The following is a 22,838-nucleotide window of genomic DNA, read 5'->3' as shown; positions in this document are numbered from 1 at the left end:
ACGGCGTTTGACGCGCCTAAGTTCCCTCTGGAGGCGCCTGCTGCGAAAGCAGCTCCGGTGAGTTTAGATTGGCCAGGCGCGGGTCGTCTGTATCGAGATCAAGGGCGCGCACTTGCAGCGTCAGTAACGCCTTCAAATTGCTTCGTTCGCCCATTTGCCAGGCGGCCTCGATAGCGGGGGCGAGTTTGACCGGGATGATGCAGAACAATGGTTCCCACTGTGCGCCTCTTCGAGTCATCAGAGGCGTGTCGGGGTCTTGTTGTGCCGTTTCGTACAGTTGTCTTAGTAATGCTTCGTCTATCAGGGGTGCGTCGCAGGGCAGCACCATCATCCAAGGGTGGTAAGCCGCTGCGAGCCCGGCTCGTATGCCTGCAAGCGGCCCTGGAAAATCCGGCTCATCGTCATTAACCAGCCGGTCGGCAAAAGCGGCGTAACGCGTTTGGTTGCGGTTGCAGGAAATAAGAAGATCATCCGTCAGGGAGCGAGCGATGCGATGCGGCCATGCCAAAAGGGGCTTGCCATGCCAGTTTACGAGCCCCTTGTCTTGCCCGCCCATTCGCTGTCCTCGCCCGCCCGCCAACAGCAGAATTGAGCAATTCGCAAGCCTGCTTTGAATCATCGAATGCTCCTTCAAAATCCTGTCTATAACACCCGGTCGCAGTATCCAACAACCTCAAGGTGGGGCAAGGCGATGGCTCAATCGGTCGTCGTTCTGTTGGGTATCGAACGAAAAGGGAGCGCCGGGTAGGCAGGGTTTAGCTTCAAGCGCCCTCTGACTGCAGCCTCGGTGAAGAGGCGTCTTGAGAGCTATCAGTCTGCATCCTTTGGGCAATGCTGTGCTCAGTGAATTTTACGTCGAGTTACCCTTACTTAAGGGCTAAATCAGCAATGGACCGGATGTCTGCCGTGCCGCCAAGGCGCGAGGCATTACGTCGGACATCGTCGCCCCTCGCTGCCGGCGACAAACTGATCGGATTTTTTATTGTCTACCTTTCCCGTCTTTGCCAACTCTGGCTGTGATGTGTCTGGTATTGCCCATAACCAAGGAGAAATATGATGCAGGAGAGAAATGCCTGGGTCGATTACGCCAAAGCCATTGGGATCATTCTGGTGGTCTACGGACATGTCGCGCGTGGAGTCTTTAACGCCGGTTTGCCGATGGATCAAGACAAGTATCTTCTCGTCGATAGCGTCATCTATAGCTTCCACATGCCACTGTTTTTCTTCCTGTCGGGTTTGTTCTTTTACGACTCACTGGTTAAGCGAGGGAAAACCGGACTGGTCGTGAACAAGGTCGATACCATTGTTTACCTCTTCATTGTGTGGTCTTTGTTGCAGGGCGTGGTAGAGGTCCTGCTATCAAACTACACGAACGGTGATGTGACATTAGGGGAGGTGTTCTCGTTGCTCTGGTCGCCACGGGCTCAGTTCTGGTTCCTCTATGCGCTGTTCCTGGTCTTCGTTGTCTGCTCCTTGGTTTACGCTAAGACCGACCGTCGTTACTTTCTGCCGCTTTTGCTGGTCTTCGGTGTGCTGTATGTGCTCAGTCGAGATCTGGCTGTCGGCAGTATCGGCAAGTTTATCTTCGGCAATGCTGTGTTCTTTGCGCTGGGTATCTGGTTCAACGAGATCAAGGCGTACTTCCTTGCCCGGTATGTCCCTCTCACCTTGTTGCTCGGGGCGTCATTTGTAATTGGGCAGTACCTGTTTCACGTAACGTTCGGCTTGAATTGGGAGGTGGGCGGCTTGCCGGTGCTTGCGCTGGCGACTGTTTCGATCCTGTTCGTGATCGCCCTTTCGATGTGGCTCGGCCGGTTTCGCATGGGCTGGCTGCTATTCATCGGCGCCTCATCCATGACGATCTACCTGATGCATATTCTCGCGGGGAGCGGTATCCGGGTGGTCCTTAGCAGCTTTATGGGTATTGACTCCATAGCTGTCCATTTGATTGTCGGAACCCTGATCGGGCTTACTGCGCCCTTGCTGGCTCAGATGATCATCAAGCGGTACGACCTGTATTTCTTGTTGGCTCCGCCAAAGCCGTTTTCCGCGAGCCACCTGTTGGCACGCAGGGCAATGGCACATTGATCGGGTAGATTTACAGGTGTAACGGTTGGCCTTGCCTGCGCGCTGTGTCGTTTTGTTGTCAGTATCCGAACAGGTTTCGGAATCTTTTTGCGGCCAGTAGCGGTTTTCCTCAGCCACAGCTGACTCGTAGAATTTCAAGCGATTCGTCTGTCGTCAGGGTTAGTCGCTGAGCGTTGTATTCCATTGTGACAACGTCTCCCGGTCGAACGATGCGAGCTATGGCGGCCTTGCTTTTTCGTCGGGCCTGATCGAGAAGCGCCGGGCTGGCTTGCTCCCCAATAAGCGTCTGGATAGGAGAAGCATCGCATTTACCGGCATTGCTTCCTGTCGGTTGCATGGTGCCGAATGGCGGCTGACAGCCTGTTAGGATGGCGCTGCATGCAATCAGAGCAGCTATGCGGGCAATATTCATATCGGTCTCCTTCGGTTTTGACGTTGTTGATAACAGTCACGAGTCCGCAAATCCAGTCGAGCCGCTGGCGCCAACCACAGCGGGCAAGGGAACTGGCGGAACAGCCGGCCCGTCTTACTGTTGAAGGCACATTGCGCACCGCACTGGCCGCAAACAAAAATCAAGGAATTCCGCCATGTTTAACTCGTCCGTGATGAAGCGTGTTGCCACCCTTTTAGCAGCGATGCATTTCATGCTGTTCGCACAGATTCCACTAGCCCAGGCGGCAATGATCGGCAGTGCGGAAATAATTACCGAACAACAGCAGCAGGTAGATCGCCAGCAATTGCTGACGATGCTTGAGAATGAAGACGTCCAGAAAAAACTAGTCTCAATGGGCGTTGAGCAGGATCAGGTCGAGCAGCGAATCAACAGCCTGACACCTGCAGAACTTGCACAATTCAATCAGCAATTGGATCAAGCGCCGGCCGGTGCAGGGGTGGTTGGGATTATCGTGCTGTTTCTCGTCATATTCATCGTGACCGACCTCTTGTGCGCTACGAACATCTTTAACTTCGTCAACTGTATCAACCGTTAATGCAGCGACTGCTATTGCTGTTTGCCGTACTCCTTCTCGGGGCGTGTGCGCGAGCGCCGATTGTCCCGGTTGGAGTCGCGGGTCTCCCCGAGCAGGTTGAGTTGGACGAAGTTCCATTCTTTCCGCAAGAAGCCTATCAATGCGGGCCTGCTGCGCTCGCGACTATGCTTACCCAGCGTGGCATCGCTACCCGGCCGGAGCAGCTAGTCGAGCGGGTTTATCTTCCGCAGCGCAAGGGCAGCCTGCAGGTTGAAATGGTTGCGGCTGCCAGGGCTCACGATTTGCTGGTCTATCCGTTAGAGCCCCGGCTTGAAGCGGTGCTGACCGAAGTGGCAGCTGGAAATCCTGTTCTGGTGCTGCAGAACCTTGCCTTTGATCGCTGGCCTCAATGGCATTTTGCGGTGGTGGTGGGGTATGACCTGGCGACGCAGACCCTTGTACTGCGCTCCGGGACTACTCGACGCTGGACCGGAACTTTTCGCCAGTTCGAGCGAAGCTGGGCCAAGGGCAAGCGTTGGGCTGTGGTGACGGTTTCGCCCGATCAGTTGCCTCGTACTGCGCAGGAAACTGTCTGGCTGAAGGCTGCGAATGATCTTGAGCAAATTGGGCGTGATGGTGCGGCTTTGAACGCTTATGAAACGGCTGCGCAACATTGGTCTAGTGGCTTGTCATGGTTCGTGCTCGCCAACGCTCGGTACGCGCTAGGGGACGGGCATGCTGCGGAGCAAGCCCTGCGGACCAGTGTTCAGCGTGACAACTCTTTCGCACCTGCCTGGTTCAACCTTTCGCAGGTCATGGCGGAGCGGGGATGCCGTATTCAGGCATCTGCATCCCAGGCGTGCGCGGTGCAGCTGGCGCCGAAGGACCGCCGATTCAGAGCAGAGCTACCCCCAGGGCCGGACGAGCCGGGCGCCTGTGAGGCCGCTCCAGCTTGCCCCGTTCAGTGACGCGTCAGAAGCCAATTCTGTCGCGCAGGCTGTAATAGAGCGCACCGAGCGCACTTATTGGCGCGCTGAACTTCTGACCACCAGGAAAGGGGTAATGCGGCAAACTGGCAAAGGCGTCGAATCGCTCTGCCTGACCTCGTAGTGCTTCGGCGATCACTTTTCCGGCGACATGGGTGTAGGTGACACCATGACCGCTGCAGCCTTGGGAATAATAAATGTTATCGCCGAGTCGACCGACTTGCGGTAAGCGCGATAGTGTCATTAGAAAGTTGCCGGTCCAGGCGAAATCCGTCTTGATGTTTTCGAGTTGAGGGAAGGTCTTGAGCATTTTCGGTCGGATGATCGAATCAATATCGGCTGGATCGCGCGCGCCGTAGACCACTCCACCGCCATAGATCAGCCGCTTGTCAGCGGATAGCCGAAAGTAGTCGAGCAGGTAGTTGCTGTCTTCTACGCAGTAGTCTTGTGGGAGCAGGGCAGCTGCTAACTCAGGGTCGAGGGGCTCTGTAGCAATCACTTGGGTTCCGCAGGGCATGGATTTAGCTGCCAATTCCGGAATCAGTCCTCCGAGATAGGCATTTCCCGCAACGACGACGAACTTCGCGGTCACTTGGCCGTGCTGAGTATGAACACGCGGATTGCTTCCTCGATCGATACGGACTGCTGGGGTTTGTTCGTGGATCACGCCGCCCAGCGATTCGATGGCTGCTGCTTCGCCTAGTGCAAGGTTGAGCGGATGGATGTGGCCGCCGCCATGATCCAGCAGCCCGCCTGTGTATCGCTCGCACGCAACAACCTTTCTGATGCCGACGTGGTCGAGCATCTCAAGTTGATCGTAGCCGTAACGCTCCCAGAGCGCTTTCTGCGATTCGAGATGGTGCATCTGCTTGATATTGAATGCGGCAAATACGCCTCCGCTTTTCAGATCGCAGTCGATGCCATAACGCGCCACCCGCTCGCGGATGATGCGCCCACCCTCGAATGCCATGGCCCCGATTAGCCGTGCAGCTTCAGCACTGGCAGTGCGCTCGACGGTGTCGATATCGCGGCTGTAACTGTTGACGATTTGCCCGCCATTGCGTCCGGAGGCGCCAAAGCCGACCTTGGCGGCCTCCAGTACGACGACGCGAAACCCCTGCTCGAGAAGGAACAGCGCTGTCGACAGCCCGGTATAGCCAGCGCCGATTATGCAGGCATCCGTCTCAATGTCGGTTTTCAGGGGGGTGCGAACTGGAGCCGGGTTCGCTGAGGCCGCATAATAGGACGCCGGGTATGAGGTGTGCGACATTATGGTTGTCCTGTTGTAAATACTTGACGCCGATGCTATCTCGAGAGTGCTGCGCGCGCTATAGCAGCATTAGGTTCCTATTTGTTAGGCCAAAAATTACAAATATCAGTGGCTTAGCGAAAAAGCGCTTGACTCTTTCAGGCGAGTCTCTAGAATGCGCGTCCATCGGAGGCACATAGCTCAGTTGGTTAGAGCACCACCTTGACATGGTGGGGGTCGTTGGTTCGAATCCAATTGTGCCTACCAATTCCGAAAAGGGTCGCGCTAGCGACCCTTTTTTTATGCCTTGCTTGTCAGTGCGGCGGCTTTCTGAAAGCATCCGCGCTCCTGTATTTCCAGTGACTTCGGTCCGTCTCGATCGCCTTAGGGCTCCTGCCAATGTGCGGCAGGTTATTCGGCGGGTCGCTTTCCTGGCTCATCCCAACCCATGTGGCCTTTGGTAGGGGTCACCACTAGGAGAGGAGGCGCCATGCCCACCATTACTCTTCCTGACGGCAGTCAGCGTTCGTTCGATCAACCGGTCTCCGTTGCTGAAGTGGCGCAATCCATTGGCGCCGGTTTAGCCAAGGCGACTCTTGCCGGTAAGGTCAATGGTCGTCTGGTTGATGCCTGTGACCTGATCGAGAGCGATGCGAGCCTGCAGATCATCACGCCGAAGGATGAAGAGGGGCTGGAGATCATCCGCCACTCCTGCGCTCACCTGGTTGGTCACGCTGTCAAGCAGCTATATCCAACTGCGAAGATGGTTATTGGTCCGGTCATCGCCGAAGGTTTCTATTACGATATTGCCTTCGAGCGACCGTTTACACCGGATGATATGGCTGCGATTGAGCAGCGCATGAAGCAGTTGATTGATACCGAATACGATGTGATCAAAAAGGTTACGCCTCGTACTGAGGTTATCGAAGTATTCCGGTCGCGTGGTGAGGACTACAAGCTACGTCTAGTAGATGACATGCCTGACGAGCAGGCTATGGGTCTCTACTACCACGAAGAATACGTCGACATGTGTCGTGGTCCGCATGTGCCAAACACTCGTTTCCTCAAGTCATTCAAGCTGACCAAGTTGTCCGGTGCTTACTGGCGTGGCGATGCGAAGAATGAACAGCTTCAGCGCGTCTACGGCACTGCCTGGGCGGACAAGAAGCAGCTTGCAGCTTACATTCAGCGAATTGAAGAAGCCGAAAAGCGCGATCATCGCAAGATTGGCAAGCGCCTTGATCTCTTCCATACCCAGGAAGAGGCCCCTGGCATGGTTTTTTGGCACCCGAATGGCTGGACCATCTACCAAGTGCTTGAACAGTACATGCGCGGCGTGCAGCGTGTGAACGGCTACCAAGAGATCAAAACACCGCAAGTTGTAGATCGCAGCCTGTGGGAGAGATCCGGGCACTGGGGCAACTACGCTGAAAACATGTTTACCACTGAGTCGGAAAGCCGCGATTACGCGATCAAGCCGATGAACTGTCCCTGTCACGTTCAAGTGTTCAATCAGGGGCTCAAAAGTTACCGTGAGCTGCCGCTGCGTCTTGCAGAGTTTGGCTCTTGCCACCGCAACGAGCCCTCTGGCGCGCTGCACGGAATCATGCGTGTCCGGGGTTTTACCCAGGATGACGCGCACATTTTCTGCACTGAGGAGCAGGTCAGTGCTGAGGCAGCTGATTTCATCAGGCTGACCATGCAGGTCTATGCTGATTTCGGTTTCAGTGACATCAAGTTGAAGTTGTCAACGCGGCCTGAGAAGCGCGTCGGAGACGATGCGTTCTGGGATCGCGCCGAAGCAGCCTTGGCAGGTGCGCTGGATGCGGCTGGTTTGCCTTGGGAGTATTTGCCGGGGGAGGGTGCGTTCTACGGTCCGAAGATCGAGTTCACGTTGCTTGACTGCCTGGGTCGTTCCTGGCAGTGCGGCACCCTGCAGTACGATCCGAACATGCCCCAGCGTCTCGATGCGAGTTACGTGGCGGAGGATAACAGTCGAAAGACGCCGGTCATGCTGCACCGCGCGATCCTTGGTTCGTTCGAGCGCTTTATAGGTATTCTGATCGAGCACTATGAGGGCGCGTTCCCGGCCTGGCTGGCTCCGACGCAAGCTGTGGTTATGAATATTACCGATAAGCAGGCTGATTTCGCACAGGAAGTGGAGAAAACACTTACCCAAAGCGGCTTCCGTGCCAAGTCCGACTTGAGAAACGAAAAGATCGGCTTTAAAATCCGCGAGCATACCTTGCTCAAGGTTCCCTATCTCCTGGTTATCGGAGATCGGGAAGTAGAGACACGAGCCGTTGCTGTGCGCACCCGTGAAGGCGTCGATCTGGGCTCCATGCCCTTGGATGACTTCGCGCAGCTGCTGACACAAGCGGTTTCCCGGCGTGGTCGCCAAGAATTGGAGTAATGACTATTAAGCGTGAAATGAGACAGGATAAACGAGCTGCACCCAAGGCCCCGATCAACGAGAATATCTCGGCTCGTGAGGTCCGTTTGATTGGTGCTGATGGCGAGCAGGTTGGCATCGTCTCGATTGATGAAGCGCTTCGTATAGCTGAAGAAGCCAAGCTGGATCTGGTGGAAATTTCCGCCGATGCGGTTCCTCCTGTATGCCGGATCATGGATTACGGCAAGCACCTCTTCGAAAAGAAGAAGCAGGTTGCTGCAGCGAAGAAGAACCAGAAGCAGATTCAGGTTAAAGAAATAAAGTTTCGTCCAGGGACGGAAGAAGGGGACTACCAGGTCAAGCTACGCAACCTGGTTCGTTTCCTGAGTGAAGGGGACAGGGCCAAGGTATCGTTGAGATTCCGCGGTCGTGAGATGGCGCATCAGGAGCTGGGGATGGAACTGTTGAAGCGGGTCGAGGCTGATCTCGTGGAGTACGGTTCGGTCGAACAGCATCCAAAGATGGAAGGACGCCAGCTGATCATGGTCATCGCTCCCAAGAAAAAGAAGTAACCACCAGGGCACTGGCAGGCCTTGCGGTTATTTGAAATCACCCACACTGTGGAGTACCGAACATGCCAAAGATGAAGACTAAAAGTGGCGCTGCAAAGCGCTTCAAAAAGACGGCGAATGGCTACAAGCACAAGCACGCTTTCAAAAGCCACATCCTGACCAAAATGTCTACCAAGCGTAAGCGTCAGCTGCGTGGTACATCTCTGATGCACCCGGCCGACAAAGCAAAAGTAGAGCGCATGCTGCGCGTTCGTTAATTCGGTCAAGACTCAGAGGAATAACTCATGGCTCGTGTTAAGCGTGGCGTCGTCGCTCGTCGCCGTCACAAGAAAATTCTGAAACTCGCTAAAGGCTACTATGGCGCTCGTTCAAGAGTGTTCCGTGTTGCCAAGCAGGCGGTAATCAAGGCTGGCCAATATGCCTACCGTGACCGCCGTCAGCGGAAGCGTCAGTTCCGCGCTCTGTGGATTGCTCGTATCAACGCCGGCGCTCGTGTAAATGGTCTGTCCTACAGCCGTTTCATTGCTGGTCTGAAAAAAGCAGCCATTGAGATCGATCGTAAGGTCCTGGCCGAGTTGGCAGTGAATGAAAAAGCAGCTTTTGCTGCAATTGTCGAAAAAGCCAAAGCTTCTCTGGCCTAAGCCCATCGACAATCGAATCTTCGGATTCGTAGCGTCACCGATAGGGGAAGAGCCTTGTGCTCTTCCCCTATTTCGTATCTGAAGGGGCATTTGCAAAAATGCACCTCGCGTAAAGCCTAAGCGCTGATCGTCTGGTGCGGTTCTGCAAGAACCTCTGGAGGTTGTACATGGAAAACCTGGATGCACTGGTCTCGCAAGCGCTTGAGGCGGTGCAACATAGCCAAGACATCAACGCCCTGGAGCAGATCCGGGTTCAGTATCTCGGCAAGAAAGGCGAGCTGACCCAAGTCATGCAGACCCTGGGCAAACTTTCCGCGGATGAACGCCCCAAAGCCGGTGCGCTCATCAATGCAGCGAAGAGCCGTGTTCAGGATGAGCTGAATGCCAAGAAGGCGGATCTGGAGCAAGCTGCGCTGAGCGCCAAGCTCGCTGCCGAGCGGATCGATGTGACATTGCTAGGTCGGGGAGAGGCCTCCGGTGGCCTGCATCCGGTGACGCGTACACTAGAGCGGATCGAACAATTCTTCAGCCATATCGGTTATAGCGTTGCCGAGGGGCCGGAGGTCGAAGACGACTACCACAACTTCGAAGCGCTCAATATCCCCGGCCATCATCCTGCCCGGGCGATGCACGACACCTTCTATTTCAACGCCAACATGCTGTTGCGTACCCATACCTCGCCCGTTCAGGTGCGCACGATGGAGTCGCAGCAACCACCCATCCGCATCGTTTGCCCGGGGCGTGTCTACCGATGCGACTCGGATATCACCCATTCGCCTATGTTTCATCAGGTTGAGGGCTTGCTTGTCGATGAGGGTATTAGCTTTGCGGATCTAAAAGGCACCATCGAGCAGTTCTTGCGGGTGTTCTTCGAAAAGCCGCTGGGCGTCCGTTTCCGGCCCTCGTTCTTCCCGTTTACCGAGCCGTCGGCCGAAGTGGACATGCAATGCGTCATGTGCAGCGGAAAGGGATGTCGCGTCTGCAAGCAGACCGGCTGGCTCGAGGTGATGGGCTGCGGCATGGTGCATCCGAATGTGTTGCGCATGTCCGGTATCGATCCGGAAAAATACCAGGGCTTCGCTTTCGGTATGGGGGCCGAGCGGCTTGCCATGCTGCGCTATGGCGTCAACGACTTACGCCTGTTCTTCGATAACGACCTGAGGTTCCTAGCTCAATTTCGCTAGGTCCAGAGTCCAGTCAAAGAAATTTTAGGAGAGCAGGATGAAATTCAGCGAGCAGTGGTTGCGTACTTGGGTCAATCCGCAAGTTTCTCGTGAGGAACTGGTGGCGAGGCTGTCGATGGTCGGCCTCGAAGTGGATGCGGTCACACCGGTGGCCGGTGAGTTCAGTGGCGTTATCGTCGGTGAGGTGCAGAGCACCGAGCAACATCCGGATGCGGACAAGCTGCGCGTCTGCCAGGTCAGCAACGGCAGCGAAACCTTTCAGGTAGTCTGTGGTGCGCCCAACGTGCGCCCGGGCTTGAAGATTCCTTTTGCGCAGATCGGCGCTCAGCTGCCGGGCGACTTCAAGATCAAGAAAGCGAAGCTTCGCGGCGTCGAGTCCAACGGCATGCTCTGCTCGGAAACCGAGTTACAAGTTGGTACAGACGACAGTGGACTGATGGAGCTGGCTGGCGATGCCCCGGTTGGTAGCGATTTGCGAGTGTATCTCGGCCTGGACGACGCGAGCATCGAGATAGGCCTGACGCCGAACCGTGGCGACTGCCTCTCTGTCGCAGGGCTAGCGCGTGAGGTAGGCGCTATCTACGGCGCGACGGTCGCTCCAGTCGATATCGTTCCGGTGGCTGCGAGCCACGATGAGGTACGCCCGGTCGAGGTATTGGCACCCGCAGCCTGTCCGCGTTATCTCGGACGCGTGATTCGTGATGTAGACCTGTCGCGGCCCACTCCGCTGTGGATCGTCGAGCGGTTGCGTCGTTCCGATATCCGCAGCATCGATGCGGTGGTAGATGTCACCAACTACGTAATGCTTGAGCTTGGGCAGCCACTGCACGCGTTTGACCTGGCCGAGATCCATGGAGGCATCAGGGTTCGGATGGCTGAGGATCAGGAGAAGCTCGTCCTGCTCGATGGGCAAGAAGTGACCCTGCGCAGCGATACCTTGGTTATCGCTGATCATCAGCGTGCCCTCGCGATCGCTGGGGTCATGGGTGGTGAGCACAGCGGCGTGAGTGCAGCAACACAGGATCTGTTTCTGGAGAGCGCCTTCTTCGACACCATTGCCCTTGCCGGCAAGGCGCGCTCCTATGGTTTGCATACCGACGCCTCGCATCGTTACGAGCGAGGGGTAGACGCTCAGCTGGCCCGCCGGGCCATGGAGCGGGCGACTGCACTGTTGTTGGATATTGTCGGCGGTAGCGCCGGGCCCGTAATCGAAGCTGCCAGCGACGCCGATCTCCCGCGCGTTGCACCGATTCAGCTACGCAAGGATCGAATCGAGCAGATGCTGGGGTTGAGCATGGCGGGCGATCAGGTCGTCTCGCTGCTGTCAGCTCTGGGTCTGGGTGTTGCCGAACAGGGCGAAGAGTCATGGGAAGTCAGCGTTCCCAGTCACCGATTCGATATCAGTCTAGAGGTAGATCTAATCGAGGAGTTGGGCCGTCTGTATGGCTACGACCGCTTACCGGTGCGTTATCCCCAGGCACGTCTGGCGCCTGAGGCCAGCCCTGAATCCCGAGCCGAACTGCCCGCCCTGCGCCGCTTGCTGGTTGCCCGTGGCTACCAGGAAGCGATCACCTACAGCTTCATCGACCCAAAAATGTTCGAGCTGTTCAGCCCTGGCGTCGAGCCGCTGCAATTGACAAACCCGATCTCGTCGGACATGGCGGCGATGCGCGCGACGCTATGGCCAGGATTGATGAAGGCATTGCAGTACAACCTGAACCGACAACAGACGCGGGTGCGTCTGTTCGAGAGCGGCCTACGTTTCGTCGGTCAGCTTGACCAGTTGAAGCAAGAGCCGATGCTGGCCGGTGTCATCACCGGCAGCCGTTTGCCGGAGGGTTGGGGCAACGATAGAGCCGCAGCTGATTTCTATGACATGAAAGCCGACGTCGAAGCCTTGCTTGGATATGCCGGTGACTCTACCGCCTATGGCTTTGCCGCCACCGAGCATCCTGCTCTACATCCTGGACAGACTGCTCGAATCGAGCGGGAAGGGCGTCTGGTCGGCTATATCGGAAGTCTTCATCCTGAGTTGGCCGCCACGCTGGGTATCGATCAGCCCGTCTATCTGTTCGAGCTGTTGGTCGCCGAAATCAGCGAAGGCCGGCTGCCGCGTTTTAGTGAGCTGTCCCGTTTTCCTGAAGTGCGTCGCGACCTGGCGATTCTGGTGACACGTGAGGTTCCGGCTGCCGATGTGTTGCTATGCATTCGTAAGGCCGCGGGCGAGAACCTGACGGACCTCAAGCTATTTGATGTGTATCAGGGTAAAGGTATTGATCCTCTTAGCAAAAGTGTGGCAGTCGGCTTGACCTGGCAACACCCTTCGCGCACTCTAAACGACGACGAGGTGAGTGGTGCGATGCAGCAAATCCTCTCGTCCTTGGAAGAAAGGTTCAACGCCACGTTAAGGAAATAGCGTATGGGGGCTCTGACGAAAGCTGAAATGGCGGAACGTCTATTTGAAGAGCTAGGCTTGAATAAGCGCGAGGCAAAAGAGTTGGTCGAGCTCTTTTTCGAGGAGATTCGCCAGGCGCTTGAGCACAACGAGCAGGTGAAGTTGTCCGGGTTCGGCAACTTCGACCTGCGCGACAAGCGACAGCGTCCTGGGCGTAACCCGAAGACCGGCGAAGAAATTCCCATCACGGCGCGTCGTGTCGTGACATTCCGGCCCGGCCAAAAATTAAAAGCCAGAGTCGAAGCATATGCTGGAACCAAGTCATAACGACGAACTGCCAACGATACCTGGCAAGCGCTATTTCACTATAGGTGAAGTGAGTGAGCTATGTGCAGTTAAGCCGCATGTGCTGCGCTATTGGGAGCAGGAATTTCCACAGCTGAATCCTGTGAAGCGTCGTGGAAACCGGCGCTACTATCAGCGTCAGGATGTGCTGATGATCCGGCAAATCCGTTCGTTGCTTTACGAGCAGGGCTTTACCATTGGCGGTGCTCGCCAGCGGATGTCAGGCGATGAGGCTCGCGAGGACACTACCCAATACAAGCAGCTCATCAGGCAGATGATAACTGAGCTTGAAGACGTGCTTCAGGTGCTTAAAACCTAAGCCCTTCTGACGAAAAAACTTTCACATATTCAGTCGCTTAATGTATAGTTCGTTCCGTTTTCAGCGAACCTGAAGATGCAGTCGGGGCGTAGCGCAGCCTGGTAGCGCACTTGCATGGGGTGCAAGGGGTCGAGTGTTCGAATCACTCCGTCCCGACCAAAAATCCCTAGAAAATCCAGTCACTTAGCGGTGACTGGATTTTTTTATTTCTGGCGCCTGCAAAAATTCTGCAAAATACCAGCAAAACCCCTCGTCAAGCTGCCAAGCGCGGGCTGAGTTATGTCTGGGCTTGAATCGCCACCTGTATCGCTTGGACAAAGGGAAACAGCATGGATCGCCTGTTTGCGAACCTGTCGCCAGAGGAGCTCTATGAGCACCTTCAATCTCTGGACGATGCTGAGAAAACTATCAGAGTTGTTGGAAACACTGCCTTACTGCCTTCTCTTGGCACTGTATACAAATTGCTTCATACCTCTCGCGAGGCGGTTTGGGATGCCATGCGGGCAGAACGCCCATATTTGCCCGTCTCAAAGACGATGTCTAAGGCCTGGTGCAGGCCGGGCACATGCCTTGGACGTAGTGCCTCTATTCGAATGTTGCGGGCAGCACAGAGCGCAGGGATGGCTGGAGTACTCTCTGAATTTCTCGATCTGGATTACCTCTGGCCTCCCGGCAATGAATGGGCGGGACTGTTTGCCAGTAATTTTTTCTCTCAGGATGTCGCGAAGAAATTTTGGGTCGGCTTCGTCAAGGAGGCGATGCACCTCAATGCAATTGAGCTTCATCCAGATCTTGGCCGGCTGACGCGGTGGAAGGTCTATGCGCATTCGTCGACAGTGAATCGTTTTGGCTATCCAGCAATGCGAGAGGCTCTATTTGAGCGCCTAGCGGTTCTCTCCTCTGATATGGAGGCAGAGCTCGACCCTATGCTTGACCGTGTGCACGTCGCCGACACTTTTGCAGTTCTGATGCGCCTTTTAGCATGGTGTGTTGCAGACTTAACGATAGAGTTATGGGAGCAGGTTGAACAGGACGGGATGGCTCATGATATTCCGCTCCAGGAGCTGATACCTGCTTTTGATGATGGCGCTCAGGCATGGAGCAATCCCATGCAATCTGCGCTTGATCGTCTGGCCAAGATGGCTGGTTGGCAGCAGGAGCAGAAAGCAACTAGGTTTTTGGGGCAACTTTGGGGGCGCGAGGGGGGCGAGAATGGTGTTGAATCACGCATCAGGCTGCTGCGCTACTGGGTACAGCTGAAAAAAGGTCGCCCTGACTTCAAAACATTTTTGGCGCTGTCTAGGGTGGTCGCCGCTGAAAAGCTTCGCTGCGCGGACGCAGATAAAGACGGCATAGAGCAGTTTGCCTGGTATCAGGCCGTCATCTTGCGTGTTGCTGAGACGTTGTCACACTTGCGGTTAGGCCTCAGCAGGAAAGGGTATTCGACGTCGGAACTCTCTGAGCTGATGTCGATTTATCGACAAGAGTTTTGTGCTGCACGTGATTTGCTAGGTAAACCCATACAGCTGGCTGGTTGAGCAGTTTGATATAGTTGTTTGGGTACGCATCCAGGCATGCGCACCTATTTGCACCTGAGGCCAAAGTAAGCAGTTTGCTTCATCAATCTGGTTGGCTTTGCGCTGTCCGAAGCCGCTGGTAGGGTCTGGCGGCCTCGCTCAGCAGGACGATCACAGACGACTCATACCGGAGTCAACCGCAGCTGCTCTGGCATAATAGCGGTGGGTTATTAACTGAAGGAGGCTAGGGATGGCACGCAGAACATTTTTTTCATTCCATTATCAAGAAGACGTCTGGCGAGCATGGAATGTTAGGAACTGCTGGGTCGTAAACGACGAGCAAGCTTCTGTCGGATTCTTCGACGCTAGTGTATTCGAAGCTTCCAAAAAGGAAGGCTCTGAGGCGCTCAAAACCTTCCTTCGTAATGGTCTCAACAACACCTCTGTTACCTGCGTGCTTGCCGGCCAGTTCACCGCAGCCAGGCGATGGGTACGTTACGAGATAGTTCGTAGTGTTTTGAAGGGCAACGGGCTGCTCACCGTCGATGTCCATGGCTTAAGGAATAGCGAGAAGGAGCTTGGTGTGAAAGGCACAGACCCACTGGATGAAGTGGGTGTTTATCTCGCCAACGGCAAGATTTTTTTCGCGGAGCGCAAGGACGATGAATGGGTGAAGTATTCGGACTACGCCCCCGCCATCCCTGCCTCTGATTTGTGGTTTGACGCCCCAACCAGTAACAAGGTTGTCAAATTGTCCAAATACTGCATGAGATACGATTTTGCGGCTCAAAATGGCAGGGAAAACATCGGAGGTTGGATCGAAACCGCTGCTGCCTTGGCCGGTCGTTAACAAAGCGACGCTAGAAGTACTAGCCAGCAGAGATCGGCTTTTCAGATCACTCAGGTTCTTCACATTGCGCTCACGCAGCGTCCGGCCGGCGTCAGGCTTCATCTGGGTAGCTGCGTAGGCACGGACGCTCTGGGGAAGGTTACTCGGCGCCCGTTTGGCAAAAAATAGCGCTTAATTGAACTTGATAGCGAGGCGGTCATGCCATTCATCTATCAGCTTGCTGTCCTGGGGGCACCCTCGGCTGAACAAGTCTTTGAACTCGAAACCGCTGTAGCAGATGCGATGTCCATGTTTGGCTTGAGGTTGGGCCAGGAGATTGGCTGGGAGGTAGCTCCTGCTACCTTCACTCCTTGTCAGCAAAGATCGGCTGCCGTCGTTTTTTTCGGTGGTGTAGGCGCTGATCATTCCAGCCTACCAAGCTTGTTGCGAGGAGGCGTCCCTGTTGTTCCGGTCGTCTCTGACCTAGGTCGAGTCGCGACGGAAATCCCCGAAATTCTGCGCCCATTGAATTGTTTGTCTTACGCAGATGGTGGGGTAAAACGTGTCGCCACTGCGCTGTTGGAGTGTGCGGGTCTGCTTCCGAAGCAACGTCGGGTCTTTGTCAGCTATCGACGAGACGAGGCTAGGCAGGCGGCGCTGCAAATGTTCGACGCGCTCTCTGCCAAGCATTTCGACGTTTTCCTGGATACCCATAGCATTGCGCCGGCAGAAGATTTTCAGACCATGCTGTGGCATCGGCTTTGTGACTCTGACGTGTTGTTGATGCTCGACACGCCTGACTATTTCAACAGTCGATGGACGGCAGCTGAGTTCGGAAGGGCCCTTGCCAAGGGCATCAGCGTTCTTCGCGTGGGGTGGCCAGAGTCCCAGCGTTCCGCGCGCTTGGCAACTGCAAGTCTCGCTGAGCTTGATGTTAGCGAGATAGATGTCTCATCTGGACGGATTAATGATGACGCGATCAGTCGTATCTGTATTCAGCTTGAGGAAGTCCGTAGTAAAAGCCATGCGGTAAGAATCGTTAACCTGATTAGCAATCTTCGAATAGGCATTGAGGCTATAGGTGGCGAGGTGATTGGCATCGGCGCCGGGCGCGGGATTCGAGTACGTCTTCCCGATGACCAGATGGTTGTGGTCTACCCAGCGGTTGGCGTTCCGACTTCGACAACAATGCACGAAGCATCAATGAGCTCTCCTGGCGAATCTGTGGCCATCCTTTATGACCATGTAGGCCTACATCCTGAATGGCTGATCCACTTAGATTGGCTGGGCCAATACATCCAAGTGCCGCGCTGGGTTAAGGTTTGCGAGGCAGGTTGGCAGGTTGGCAATTTGCAGATTGGAGAGCATAGAAATGGGGGCTATTTTCCTCTCGGCAAGCATCCCTGTGATCGGGCGGGGGAAGTACTATGAAACCGCTGACCCGTTTCTAATCCAGTGTGCCGTTCGTGAACTAGCCATCGCTACTGTTCGCCGGCACAAGATTATATGGGGCGGCCACCCTGCAATTACTCCTATGATTTGGAGCATCTGTGAGGATCTTGGGGTTGATTACGCACGTTCTGTGGTTCTCTATCAAAGCCGGTATTTCGAGGGTCGTTACCCAGAAGAGAATCAGCGGTTTGACAACGTAATTTATACCGATCCCGTACCCGAGGATATCCAAGGTAGCTTGGAACTGATGCGTGAGCAGATGCTCTCTAGAGATGATCTGGTCGGTGCGGTTTTCATTGGCGGGATGGACGGCGTTGAGGTCGAATACGATATATTCATACGGCTCAATCCTAAGGCTTTCGTCCTGCCAATTGCTGCACCGGGGGGGGCAGCACTCAATCTCGCTCGTGATAAAGGCTATTTCAGTGGGCAAGAGCTCGAAGACATAGATTTCGCCACGTTATTTAATCGTTATTTGTCTGCTGATTAAGCATATGTAAAGCTAGTCAGGCCCCCATACGTAACGGGGGCATGATGCCTGCGAGTCCGATAGGTGTTAAGAATCGGTTCGTTAGGGCAGTTGTATCTGCCACTTGGCGTGTGACTGCGTGTGCGTTGATGAGCCCAATTGCTGGTCATGAGTGCTAACCCACAATAATGCATGTCATGAATCATGACTCTCGTGGCCTAAGAAGGGGGATTGAATGGCGTTTTTCACCAAAACAGAAGCACGAAAGGCAGCGCAGCAGGCCATACGGGGTAGTCGCAACGCTCGAGATGTCTTAATCGACGCACAGAAGAACTACAAAGAAACGGATCGATTTGACATCTTTCTTTCTCACTCCATGGTGGATGCGGAGCTCGTGCTCGGGATCAAAGTCCTTCTTGAGGCTCAAGGTCAAAGGGTCTACGTGGACTGGATCGACGACCAGGCTCTTGAGCGTGATCGCGTTACCGCTAAGACCGCTGACGTATTGCGCAAACGTATGCGTCAATCTGAATCTTTTCTTTATGTCGCCACAGAGAGCGCACCTAAGTCTAAGTGGATGCCTTGGGAGCTTGGCTACTTTGATGGATTCAAGAACGGAGGTGTGGCGGTTTTGCCGGTACTGGATAAATCAGACTCGCCATTCGAAGGGCAGGAGTATCTTGGTCTCTACCCTGTTATCACCAGGGAATCGCTAACTAAGGATAAGCGCCCCGTCGGGCGTCCGATCCAGAGTCCGTTTGGGTTGCCCTTGGACACCGGATCGACATTAGACCCAAGATTTCCTTTCGTGGGGCCCAAGACTTTCTTCTGATTATTTACTGGTATGACTGGTCGCACCTGACCGTTAACTTCTTGGCATCGCTACGACGTGCTCGCCAAGTCGAAAGCAACTTACTAGCGAGTAGTGGTGTAAGCGGGTAGTCATGCCAGAGTCATTTAAAAATCGAATGAGCGCCACCCGTCCGTCTCTGAGTAAAACTTTACTCAGCTGCCGTTCGCAGGGCGGTTTTCTCGTGACCGACGTGCCATTAGCGATCACTGAGAAGCGCAACTTGCCTCCGTAAAACCTCAATCTCGCTGAGCAGTGCTTGTTCGGTGTGGTTTTGCTCAATCACTTCACCTGTGTCCAGGTTCAGCCAGCGGGCATCGGCGATTCTCACGTCTTTGATTCGGCGATCACTTTCCTTTCGACTGTCCGCACGTATCTGCAAAGCTTTGCGCAGTTCGTACTTGCTTTCTGGGTTGCCATGGTTGATCAGTAACGTCGCGGCTTTGTTGCAGCCAAAGCCATCGGTACGGAACAGGAAGTCCAACAGCATCTGTTGATCGGCATGGGCTGAGTAATAAGGCGACATATCAATCACCTCTGCCAGTCCAGGTGAAAAGCTATCCATGGGCGCAGGGGAAGCTTTAGCACGCTGCATCAGCTCGGCACCTTTGCTGCCCGCAGACTGATAGCCCGTGAGGATCACGGTGTTGCGTGGATCGTTACCCCAGCGTTCCAGATAGCTAACTACCGGCCCGTTGTCGCACATGCCGGCGCTGGCGATCACGATATCAGCCTCAAAGTTGGAGGGCTGCTTCGGCTTTGTGATGCTCAGGTAGCCTCCATCGCCTGCTTTGAAGCGGCCATGTTCTACCAGCCGCTGCAACATGGTTTGAATCTCATCGGCATGCATTGCCAGTGATTCACACAGTTCAGCATTAAGATATTTGAACTTGCCGTTAGGCGACTTGCTGCAAAGATGTTTTGCATATACCTGAGTCACCGCGTGGCCAAGTGGCGCATGGAAAATGGCAGTGACTGGCCGATCGTTATCGCTATTTCCAAGTCCGTGTCTTCTGTTTGGCATGCTGACTTTCATCCAATGCAGGACGTCCATCAGTAATTCCTGAGCACGGTGCAGTGAAAAGGTCGGTATCAAAACCTTGCCGCCCTTAACGAACAGGGTGTGGACGATGACGTCTGCCAGGCGTGCCAAACGCAGCTGGGAATCCTGATGCTCATGTGCTCGCACGCGGCCGCCGTAAGTGGACTCAACAACGATGTAGTCCGTATCGGCAAACGGATGCTGGCCGCTCTTCATCAGTGGCAGGTAGGCGTTCTCATCCGTCTGGCACCCCACGTCACCGCTGAAGCAGATGGAGCGATTACCATCATTCGCCTTCCAGCCAATGCTGATCAAACAGGCCCCCAAGATGTGGCTGCTGCGCAGGTATGCCATCCAGATACCTTCGGCCAATCGGATGCTGCGGCCCCACTTGAAACCGAGGTCATCATCCAGAACGCTCCAGCGGATCTGCTTCACCTCGTGCTCAGTAAACATGCCGCTTACCCGTGCTGCGTCCAGCAGCATTAGTTCGGTAAGTTCACGGGTTGCCCGGGTGGCATATACCAAGCCGGTAAAACCCTCTCGTACCAGCCGGGGCAGTAGGCCGCAGTGATCAATGTGAGCATGAGTGAGTAGCACATATTTGAGGCGTGCAGCCTGGAAGGGAAACGGTTGGCTATTGGCCCATTCCTCGCGCTCCGTACCCTGATGCATGCCGCAGTCCACCAGAAACTGAGTTTCAGAGTCGGTGTGATGCAGCCAGGTGCACGAGCCGCTGACGCCCTCGATTGCGCCGACGAATTTGATTTTCAACATGATCTTTCCCTTTTCCTGGGCAACAGCAGGCGGTGCTCTTGGGCAATCAGCCGAGCTGTCTGTAATGAGTTTTTTCGGGTGTTACGAAACGCGCTAGATCTAGTCGATTATCGACTCCATACCGGCTGCCAGGGGGATGCCGCGAGATATCTCATTGATCCTCGTCCGAACGGTCTTCCCAGTCTTCCGGGCGCTCGTCATAGCCACGCGACTGCCAGTACGCATCGTTGTTTTCATTCAGTTGGTTTGCATGGTTGTCGCGGTCGCTTTTAAAGCTCATTGTGATTTTCCTCTAGGAGTCAGCCTGTCTAAGGCCTGCGGTGAAGACGGGCTCAGTATTTGTTCGCTGCTGGTGGCTGCGATAGGGAACTGACGAGGAAATTTTTCTGCTTAGGCGATAAAGGCTTACCACTGCGAGGATCAGATGTATCACCGACCGATTTATGATGAAGTCATGAGCCGGGCATCACGCTTGGCCAGTGACTGCCATCCAATGGTGGCGGAGCGTCACGTTGATACGCTGGCTCGTTACGCCCGGGTGAACTCTGCGTGCGATGCCCTTGAGTCTTTTCTCGGCGCTCGCCCCCGAATGGATGACGACGTGTTCGCTCTGCTATCGCAACGTCGAGCACAGATCGCTGATTTGATCGCGGGGGCTAACCTTGACGCCTACGAGCAGGAGCTGCCTTCTGGCTTGTACTTAGCAATACCGTTTTTCCCACGGTGCTCAGACAAACAGCCCGTAGGGCTGGTGAATCGAACAGCGAAGCCCGTCACTTATCTCAGCCGGTCGCTCTGTGCGTTTGCGAGCACGGATGATGGCGTCAATGAGTATCGGGCAGCAGGCTCTGCGTTCAAGGACGGAATTGCAGTTTCTGCCTTGATTGCGCCGGGCGAGAAATTGCAGATCGATGAGTACTCAATGAGCTTCGACGGCGACTTCGTCAGCAATCGCCGGATTGTTCTCCACATTGATGGCGAGCGTCGCGAATGGTTTGTCAGTATCTCGAAGCTTGGCGGCTACCTCTGGGATGAGGAGCTCCATGGGTTTCATGCGCTGAAAGACGTCACTGACCACTAACCGAGCAGTAGCGAGAGCTGGCGCCGAAGTAAAGCCGAAGTTGTGCTGCTCAACTTGTATCTTGGCAGTGACAGCTAAGTAGAAGCGGCATGTGGCTTATTCGTCTGTGAACTCGCTGATGTCGAGATCTGGAGAAACTTCAACCCATTCGGCGAACTCGTGCCCCTTGAGGTAGTTTAAGGTCATATCAGGACTGGCATGGCCGGCGATCTTCTGTGCATCTTTGCCCGCCATTTGGTACATCTTCAATGACGTACCGCGAATTTCATGCAAACCCGGCATCTCTTTTGCGCCGTATTGTGGGTAGCAACGTGCGGCATCCCGCGCTTTTTTGAATTCGGTGCTCAGATAGTGTCCAGTGATCTGAGTGGGATGCTCTTTGTTGGCATATTCGCGCTTGCGATCTGGTTTTCTATGGATCAGAAAAGGTGAGTCCACATCATCCCGACACTGATCGATCACTTTCTGAAACGCTGGAGTGATCTCCAACTTTAACCAGGCAGAGTCGGTTTGATCGCCTGTTTTCTGCTGGATAAGGTACATGTAGCCATCTTTGATCCCATCAAAACGGAGATTCAGTAGGTCGCAGCGGCGTTGCGAAATGACCAGTGCCAGGTCGATGGCGTTCTTAAGCCACTGCGGGGCATGCTCGCGGATTGCCTTGATGCCTTCCTTTGTATGGCGTTTACGTTGTTTGTCCTCGCTCCTTTTCATGGTTTTGGCAGCTACGTTGCTCTCTAAGAGGCCTCGTGCAACTGCATGGTTAAAGAGGTCGATGAGGCTGGCCCGTGTCTGGTTGCTAGCGCGCGGCGAGAACCCGTCCAGGAAATCACTGATTTGCTTCAGCGTGATCATGTTCAGGGGTTTATCACCTAGGGCATTACCAATCTGACGATGTCGGATTTTATAAAGATCGAGCGTCGCTGCTTTCAGCTTTTTCTCTGGTAGAACCTTCTCACGATAGTCATCAATAAACTGTCGTAGCGTGAGGGTGTGCTCCGCCATCACTGCCTCGATCAAATCTCTGCTGATCATCAGTTTTGCATTGAGAATTTGTGCACTTTTGATGGCTTTCTGGCGGTCATGGCCAAATTTGTGCCACTTGTTTTTAATTGTATCTTTATAGCGATAGCTCTTTGTGTCCTTGCTGTAGTACAAATTCAAGGGCAGGTCACGATTTGCTTTTTTACGGGGACGAGACATCAATACCTACCCGCAAGTACTTGCTCGACAAACATGTCAGTGGTTTGCAATTGGTACTGGTTCCAGTCGACGTACCAATTACCCACTACCTGTTTGCCCGGCAGCTTGCAGTTGAGTAAATGGTTGCGGATAGATTGGCGACTTAAGGGTGTACCATTCTCTCCCCATACCCGCTTCTGAAATTCTTTAATGCTGATGAGCTCTTGATGAGTGCTCATGGTCTTTCTCCTGGACAACCTCTTCGTCATCGAGTCGAAGGCTTACCCATCGCTCGATCTCGTTGCTGCACCACCCGACGGAGCCGCCACCTATTAGCCGGCTCAAAGGGAATCGTCCTTCGCTCATCCACAGATAAACGGTGCTACGCGCTATCCCGCACACGTGGATTACCTCTCTTAGTCGCATTATTCGGCGCATTAGCTATAAAATCTCACCTGGAAAACGCTCAATCTAACGTAAAAACGATAATTCGAGGCGAA

At 54.5% G+C, this 22,838-nt stretch carries 25 protein-coding genes and 2 tRNA genes; 19 read left to right on the top strand and 8 right to left on the bottom strand.

Features of this window, described 5'->3' with window-relative positions; translation table 11 throughout:
- Positions 1 to 16: 16 nt before the first annotated feature.
- The gene (mobA, locus tag ACQKIK_RS11010) at positions 17 to 619 is read right to left on the bottom strand and encodes a molybdenum cofactor guanylyltransferase MobA (protein ID WP_064482520.1); all 603 of its coding nucleotides are present in this window, start codon (positions 617 to 619) and stop codon (positions 17 to 19) included.
- A 437-nt stretch (positions 620 to 1,056) separates the two neighbouring features.
- Here mobA and ACQKIK_RS11005 point away from each other — a divergent pair, with 437 nt between their 5' ends.
- Positions 1,057 to 2,088, top strand: a complete 1,032-nt coding sequence (locus tag ACQKIK_RS11005) for an acyltransferase family protein (RefSeq protein ID WP_499136422.1) — start codon at positions 1,057 to 1,059, stop codon at positions 2,086 to 2,088.
- 109 nt (positions 2,089 to 2,197) lie between these two features.
- Here the strand turns inward: ACQKIK_RS11005 and ACQKIK_RS11000 are convergent, their stop codons facing one another.
- A complete protein-coding gene (locus ACQKIK_RS11000; protein WP_499135963.1) occupies positions 2,198 to 2,500 on the bottom strand; it encodes an I78 family peptidase inhibitor in 303 nt (100 codons plus the stop codon).
- Positions 2,501 to 2,675: 175 nt separating this feature from the next.
- Between ACQKIK_RS11000 and ACQKIK_RS10995 the strand changes: the two genes are divergently transcribed.
- Positions 2,676 to 3,077 (top strand): PA2779 family protein, encoded by a 402-nt coding sequence (locus tag ACQKIK_RS10995; protein WP_499135962.1) that lies wholly within the window; start codon positions 2,676 to 2,678, stop codon positions 3,075 to 3,077.
- Positions 3,077 to 4,024: a PA2778 family cysteine peptidase gene (locus tag ACQKIK_RS10990; RefSeq protein ID WP_499135960.1), complete on the top strand. Its 948-nt coding sequence runs from the start codon at positions 3,077 to 3,079 to the stop codon at positions 4,022 to 4,024. Before ACQKIK_RS10995 ends, ACQKIK_RS10990 begins: the two co-directional genes overlap by 1 nt.
- 4 nt (positions 4,025 to 4,028) lie before the next feature.
- On the opposite strand, the gene ACQKIK_RS10985 is transcribed toward ACQKIK_RS10990, so the two are convergent.
- Entirely contained in the window at positions 4,029 to 5,312 is a 1,284-nt protein-coding gene (locus ACQKIK_RS10985) for an NAD(P)/FAD-dependent oxidoreductase (RefSeq protein ID WP_499135959.1), read from the bottom strand.
- A gap of 169 nt (positions 5,313 to 5,481) precedes the next feature.
- On the opposite strand from ACQKIK_RS10985, the gene ACQKIK_RS10980 reads away from it, so the two are divergent.
- The 15 genes from ACQKIK_RS10980 (at position 5,482) to ACQKIK_RS10910 (ending at position 18,238) form a co-directional block, all read left to right on the top strand.
- Positions 5,482 to 5,558, top strand: a tRNA-Val gene (locus ACQKIK_RS10980).
- Between the two features lie 223 nt (positions 5,559 to 5,781).
- Positions 5,782 to 7,704, top strand: a complete 1,923-nt coding sequence (gene thrS, locus ACQKIK_RS10975) for a threonine--tRNA ligase (RefSeq protein WP_499136421.1) — start codon at positions 5,782 to 5,784, stop codon at positions 7,702 to 7,704.
- Positions 7,704 to 8,255, top strand: coding sequence for a translation initiation factor IF-3 (infC, locus tag ACQKIK_RS10970; RefSeq protein ID WP_181689948.1), 552 nt, complete (start codon positions 7,704 to 7,706; stop codon positions 8,253 to 8,255). Before thrS ends, infC begins: the two co-directional genes overlap by 1 nt.
- A 62-nt stretch (positions 8,256 to 8,317) precedes the next feature.
- Positions 8,318 to 8,512 carry a 50S ribosomal protein L35 gene (rpmI, locus tag ACQKIK_RS10965; RefSeq protein ID WP_045426283.1) on the top strand — a complete coding sequence of 65 codons (195 nt, stop codon included), beginning with the start codon at positions 8,318 to 8,320 and terminating at the stop codon, positions 8,510 to 8,512.
- A gap of 27 nt (positions 8,513 to 8,539) precedes the next feature.
- Positions 8,540 to 8,896, top strand: a complete 357-nt coding sequence (gene rplT / locus ACQKIK_RS10960) for a 50S ribosomal protein L20 (RefSeq protein WP_019339387.1) — start codon at positions 8,540 to 8,542, stop codon at positions 8,894 to 8,896.
- Positions 8,897 to 9,063: 167 nt separating this feature from the next.
- Complete coding sequence (gene pheS, locus ACQKIK_RS10955; RefSeq protein WP_499135958.1) at positions 9,064 to 10,080, top strand: phenylalanine--tRNA ligase subunit alpha; 1,017 nt, start codon at positions 9,064 to 9,066, stop codon at positions 10,078 to 10,080.
- A gap of 37 nt (positions 10,081 to 10,117) precedes the next feature.
- Positions 10,118 to 12,496 (top strand): phenylalanine--tRNA ligase subunit beta, encoded by a 2,379-nt coding sequence (pheT, locus tag ACQKIK_RS10950; RefSeq protein WP_499135957.1) that lies wholly within the window; start codon positions 10,118 to 10,120, stop codon positions 12,494 to 12,496.
- 3 nt (positions 12,497 to 12,499) lie between these two features.
- Positions 12,500 to 12,802: an integration host factor subunit alpha gene (gene ihfA / locus ACQKIK_RS10945; RefSeq protein ID WP_045426292.1), complete on the top strand. Its 303-nt coding sequence runs from the start codon at positions 12,500 to 12,502 to the stop codon at positions 12,800 to 12,802.
- Positions 12,783 to 13,139 carry a MerR family transcriptional regulator gene (locus ACQKIK_RS10940; protein WP_045426295.1) on the top strand — a complete coding sequence of 119 codons (357 nt, stop codon included), beginning with the start codon at positions 12,783 to 12,785 and terminating at the stop codon, positions 13,137 to 13,139. Before ihfA ends, ACQKIK_RS10940 begins: the two co-directional genes overlap by 20 nt.
- 82 nt (positions 13,140 to 13,221) lie before the next feature.
- Positions 13,222 to 13,298 (top strand) — tRNA-Pro (locus ACQKIK_RS10935).
- A 170-nt stretch (positions 13,299 to 13,468) separates the two neighbouring features.
- Entirely contained in the window at positions 13,469 to 14,677 is a 1,209-nt protein-coding gene (locus ACQKIK_RS10930) for a hypothetical protein (protein ID WP_499135956.1), read from the top strand.
- A 229-nt stretch (positions 14,678 to 14,906) separates the two neighbouring features.
- Entirely contained in the window at positions 14,907 to 15,506 is a 600-nt protein-coding gene (locus tag ACQKIK_RS10925; RefSeq protein WP_499135955.1) for a TIR domain-containing protein, read from the top strand.
- A gap of 198 nt (positions 15,507 to 15,704) precedes the next feature.
- Positions 15,705 to 16,916, top strand: coding sequence for a Thoeris type III anti-phage system protein ThcB4 (thcB4, locus tag ACQKIK_RS10920; protein ID WP_499135954.1), 1,212 nt, complete (start codon positions 15,705 to 15,707; stop codon positions 16,914 to 16,916).
- Complete coding sequence (thcA, locus tag ACQKIK_RS10915; protein WP_499135953.1) at positions 16,858 to 17,427, top strand: Thoeris type III anti-phage system protein ThcA; 570 nt, start codon at positions 16,858 to 16,860, stop codon at positions 17,425 to 17,427. The genes thcB4 and thcA overlap by 59 nt, the downstream gene beginning before the upstream one ends.
- A 214-nt stretch (positions 17,428 to 17,641) precedes the next feature.
- Positions 17,642 to 18,238 (top strand): toll/interleukin-1 receptor domain-containing protein, encoded by a 597-nt coding sequence (locus ACQKIK_RS10910; RefSeq protein ID WP_499135952.1) that lies wholly within the window; start codon positions 17,642 to 17,644, stop codon positions 18,236 to 18,238.
- A gap of 217 nt (positions 18,239 to 18,455) precedes the next feature.
- Here ACQKIK_RS10910 and ACQKIK_RS10905 read toward each other — a convergent pair whose 3' ends face one another.
- Together ACQKIK_RS10905 and ACQKIK_RS10900 are read right to left on the bottom strand one after the other, a co-directional pair.
- Positions 18,456 to 20,075, bottom strand: coding sequence for an MBL fold metallo-hydrolase (locus tag ACQKIK_RS10905; protein ID WP_499135951.1), 1,620 nt, complete (start codon positions 20,073 to 20,075; stop codon positions 18,456 to 18,458).
- 151 nt (positions 20,076 to 20,226) lie between these two features.
- Positions 20,227 to 20,355, bottom strand: a complete 129-nt coding sequence (locus ACQKIK_RS10900; protein WP_499135950.1) for a hypothetical protein — start codon at positions 20,353 to 20,355, stop codon at positions 20,227 to 20,229.
- Positions 20,356 to 20,499: 144 nt separating this feature from the next.
- On the opposite strand from ACQKIK_RS10900, the gene ACQKIK_RS10895 reads away from it, so the two are divergent.
- Positions 20,500 to 21,156, top strand: a complete 657-nt coding sequence (locus ACQKIK_RS10895) for a hypothetical protein (protein ID WP_499135948.1) — start codon at positions 20,500 to 20,502, stop codon at positions 21,154 to 21,156.
- 96 nt (positions 21,157 to 21,252) lie between these two features.
- Here ACQKIK_RS10895 and ACQKIK_RS10890 read toward each other — a convergent pair whose 3' ends face one another.
- From ACQKIK_RS10890 to ACQKIK_RS10880, 3 genes are read right to left on the bottom strand one after another with little or no spacing between them, the layout of a single operon-like run.
- Positions 21,253 to 22,359, bottom strand: a complete 1,107-nt coding sequence (locus ACQKIK_RS10890; RefSeq protein WP_499135947.1) for a phage integrase Arm DNA-binding domain-containing protein — start codon at positions 22,357 to 22,359, stop codon at positions 21,253 to 21,255.
- Positions 22,359 to 22,577, bottom strand: a complete 219-nt coding sequence (locus tag ACQKIK_RS10885; RefSeq protein WP_499135946.1) for a hypothetical protein — start codon at positions 22,575 to 22,577, stop codon at positions 22,359 to 22,361. The genes ACQKIK_RS10890 and ACQKIK_RS10885 overlap by 1 nt, the downstream gene beginning before the upstream one ends.
- A complete protein-coding gene (locus ACQKIK_RS10880; RefSeq protein ID WP_499135944.1) occupies positions 22,546 to 22,764 on the bottom strand; it encodes a helix-turn-helix transcriptional regulator in 219 nt (72 codons plus the stop codon). Before ACQKIK_RS10880 ends, ACQKIK_RS10885 begins: the two co-directional genes overlap by 32 nt.
- Positions 22,765 to 22,838 lie beyond the last annotated feature (74 nt).

The organism is Pseudomonas sp. NPDC047961, assembly GCF_050272435.1.
Classification (GTDB): domain Bacteria; phylum Pseudomonadota; class Gammaproteobacteria; order Pseudomonadales; family Pseudomonadaceae; genus Stutzerimonas.
The sequence above is the reverse complement of the archived record's forward strand: the minus strand, read 5'-3'. Positions and strand labels throughout refer to the sequence as shown.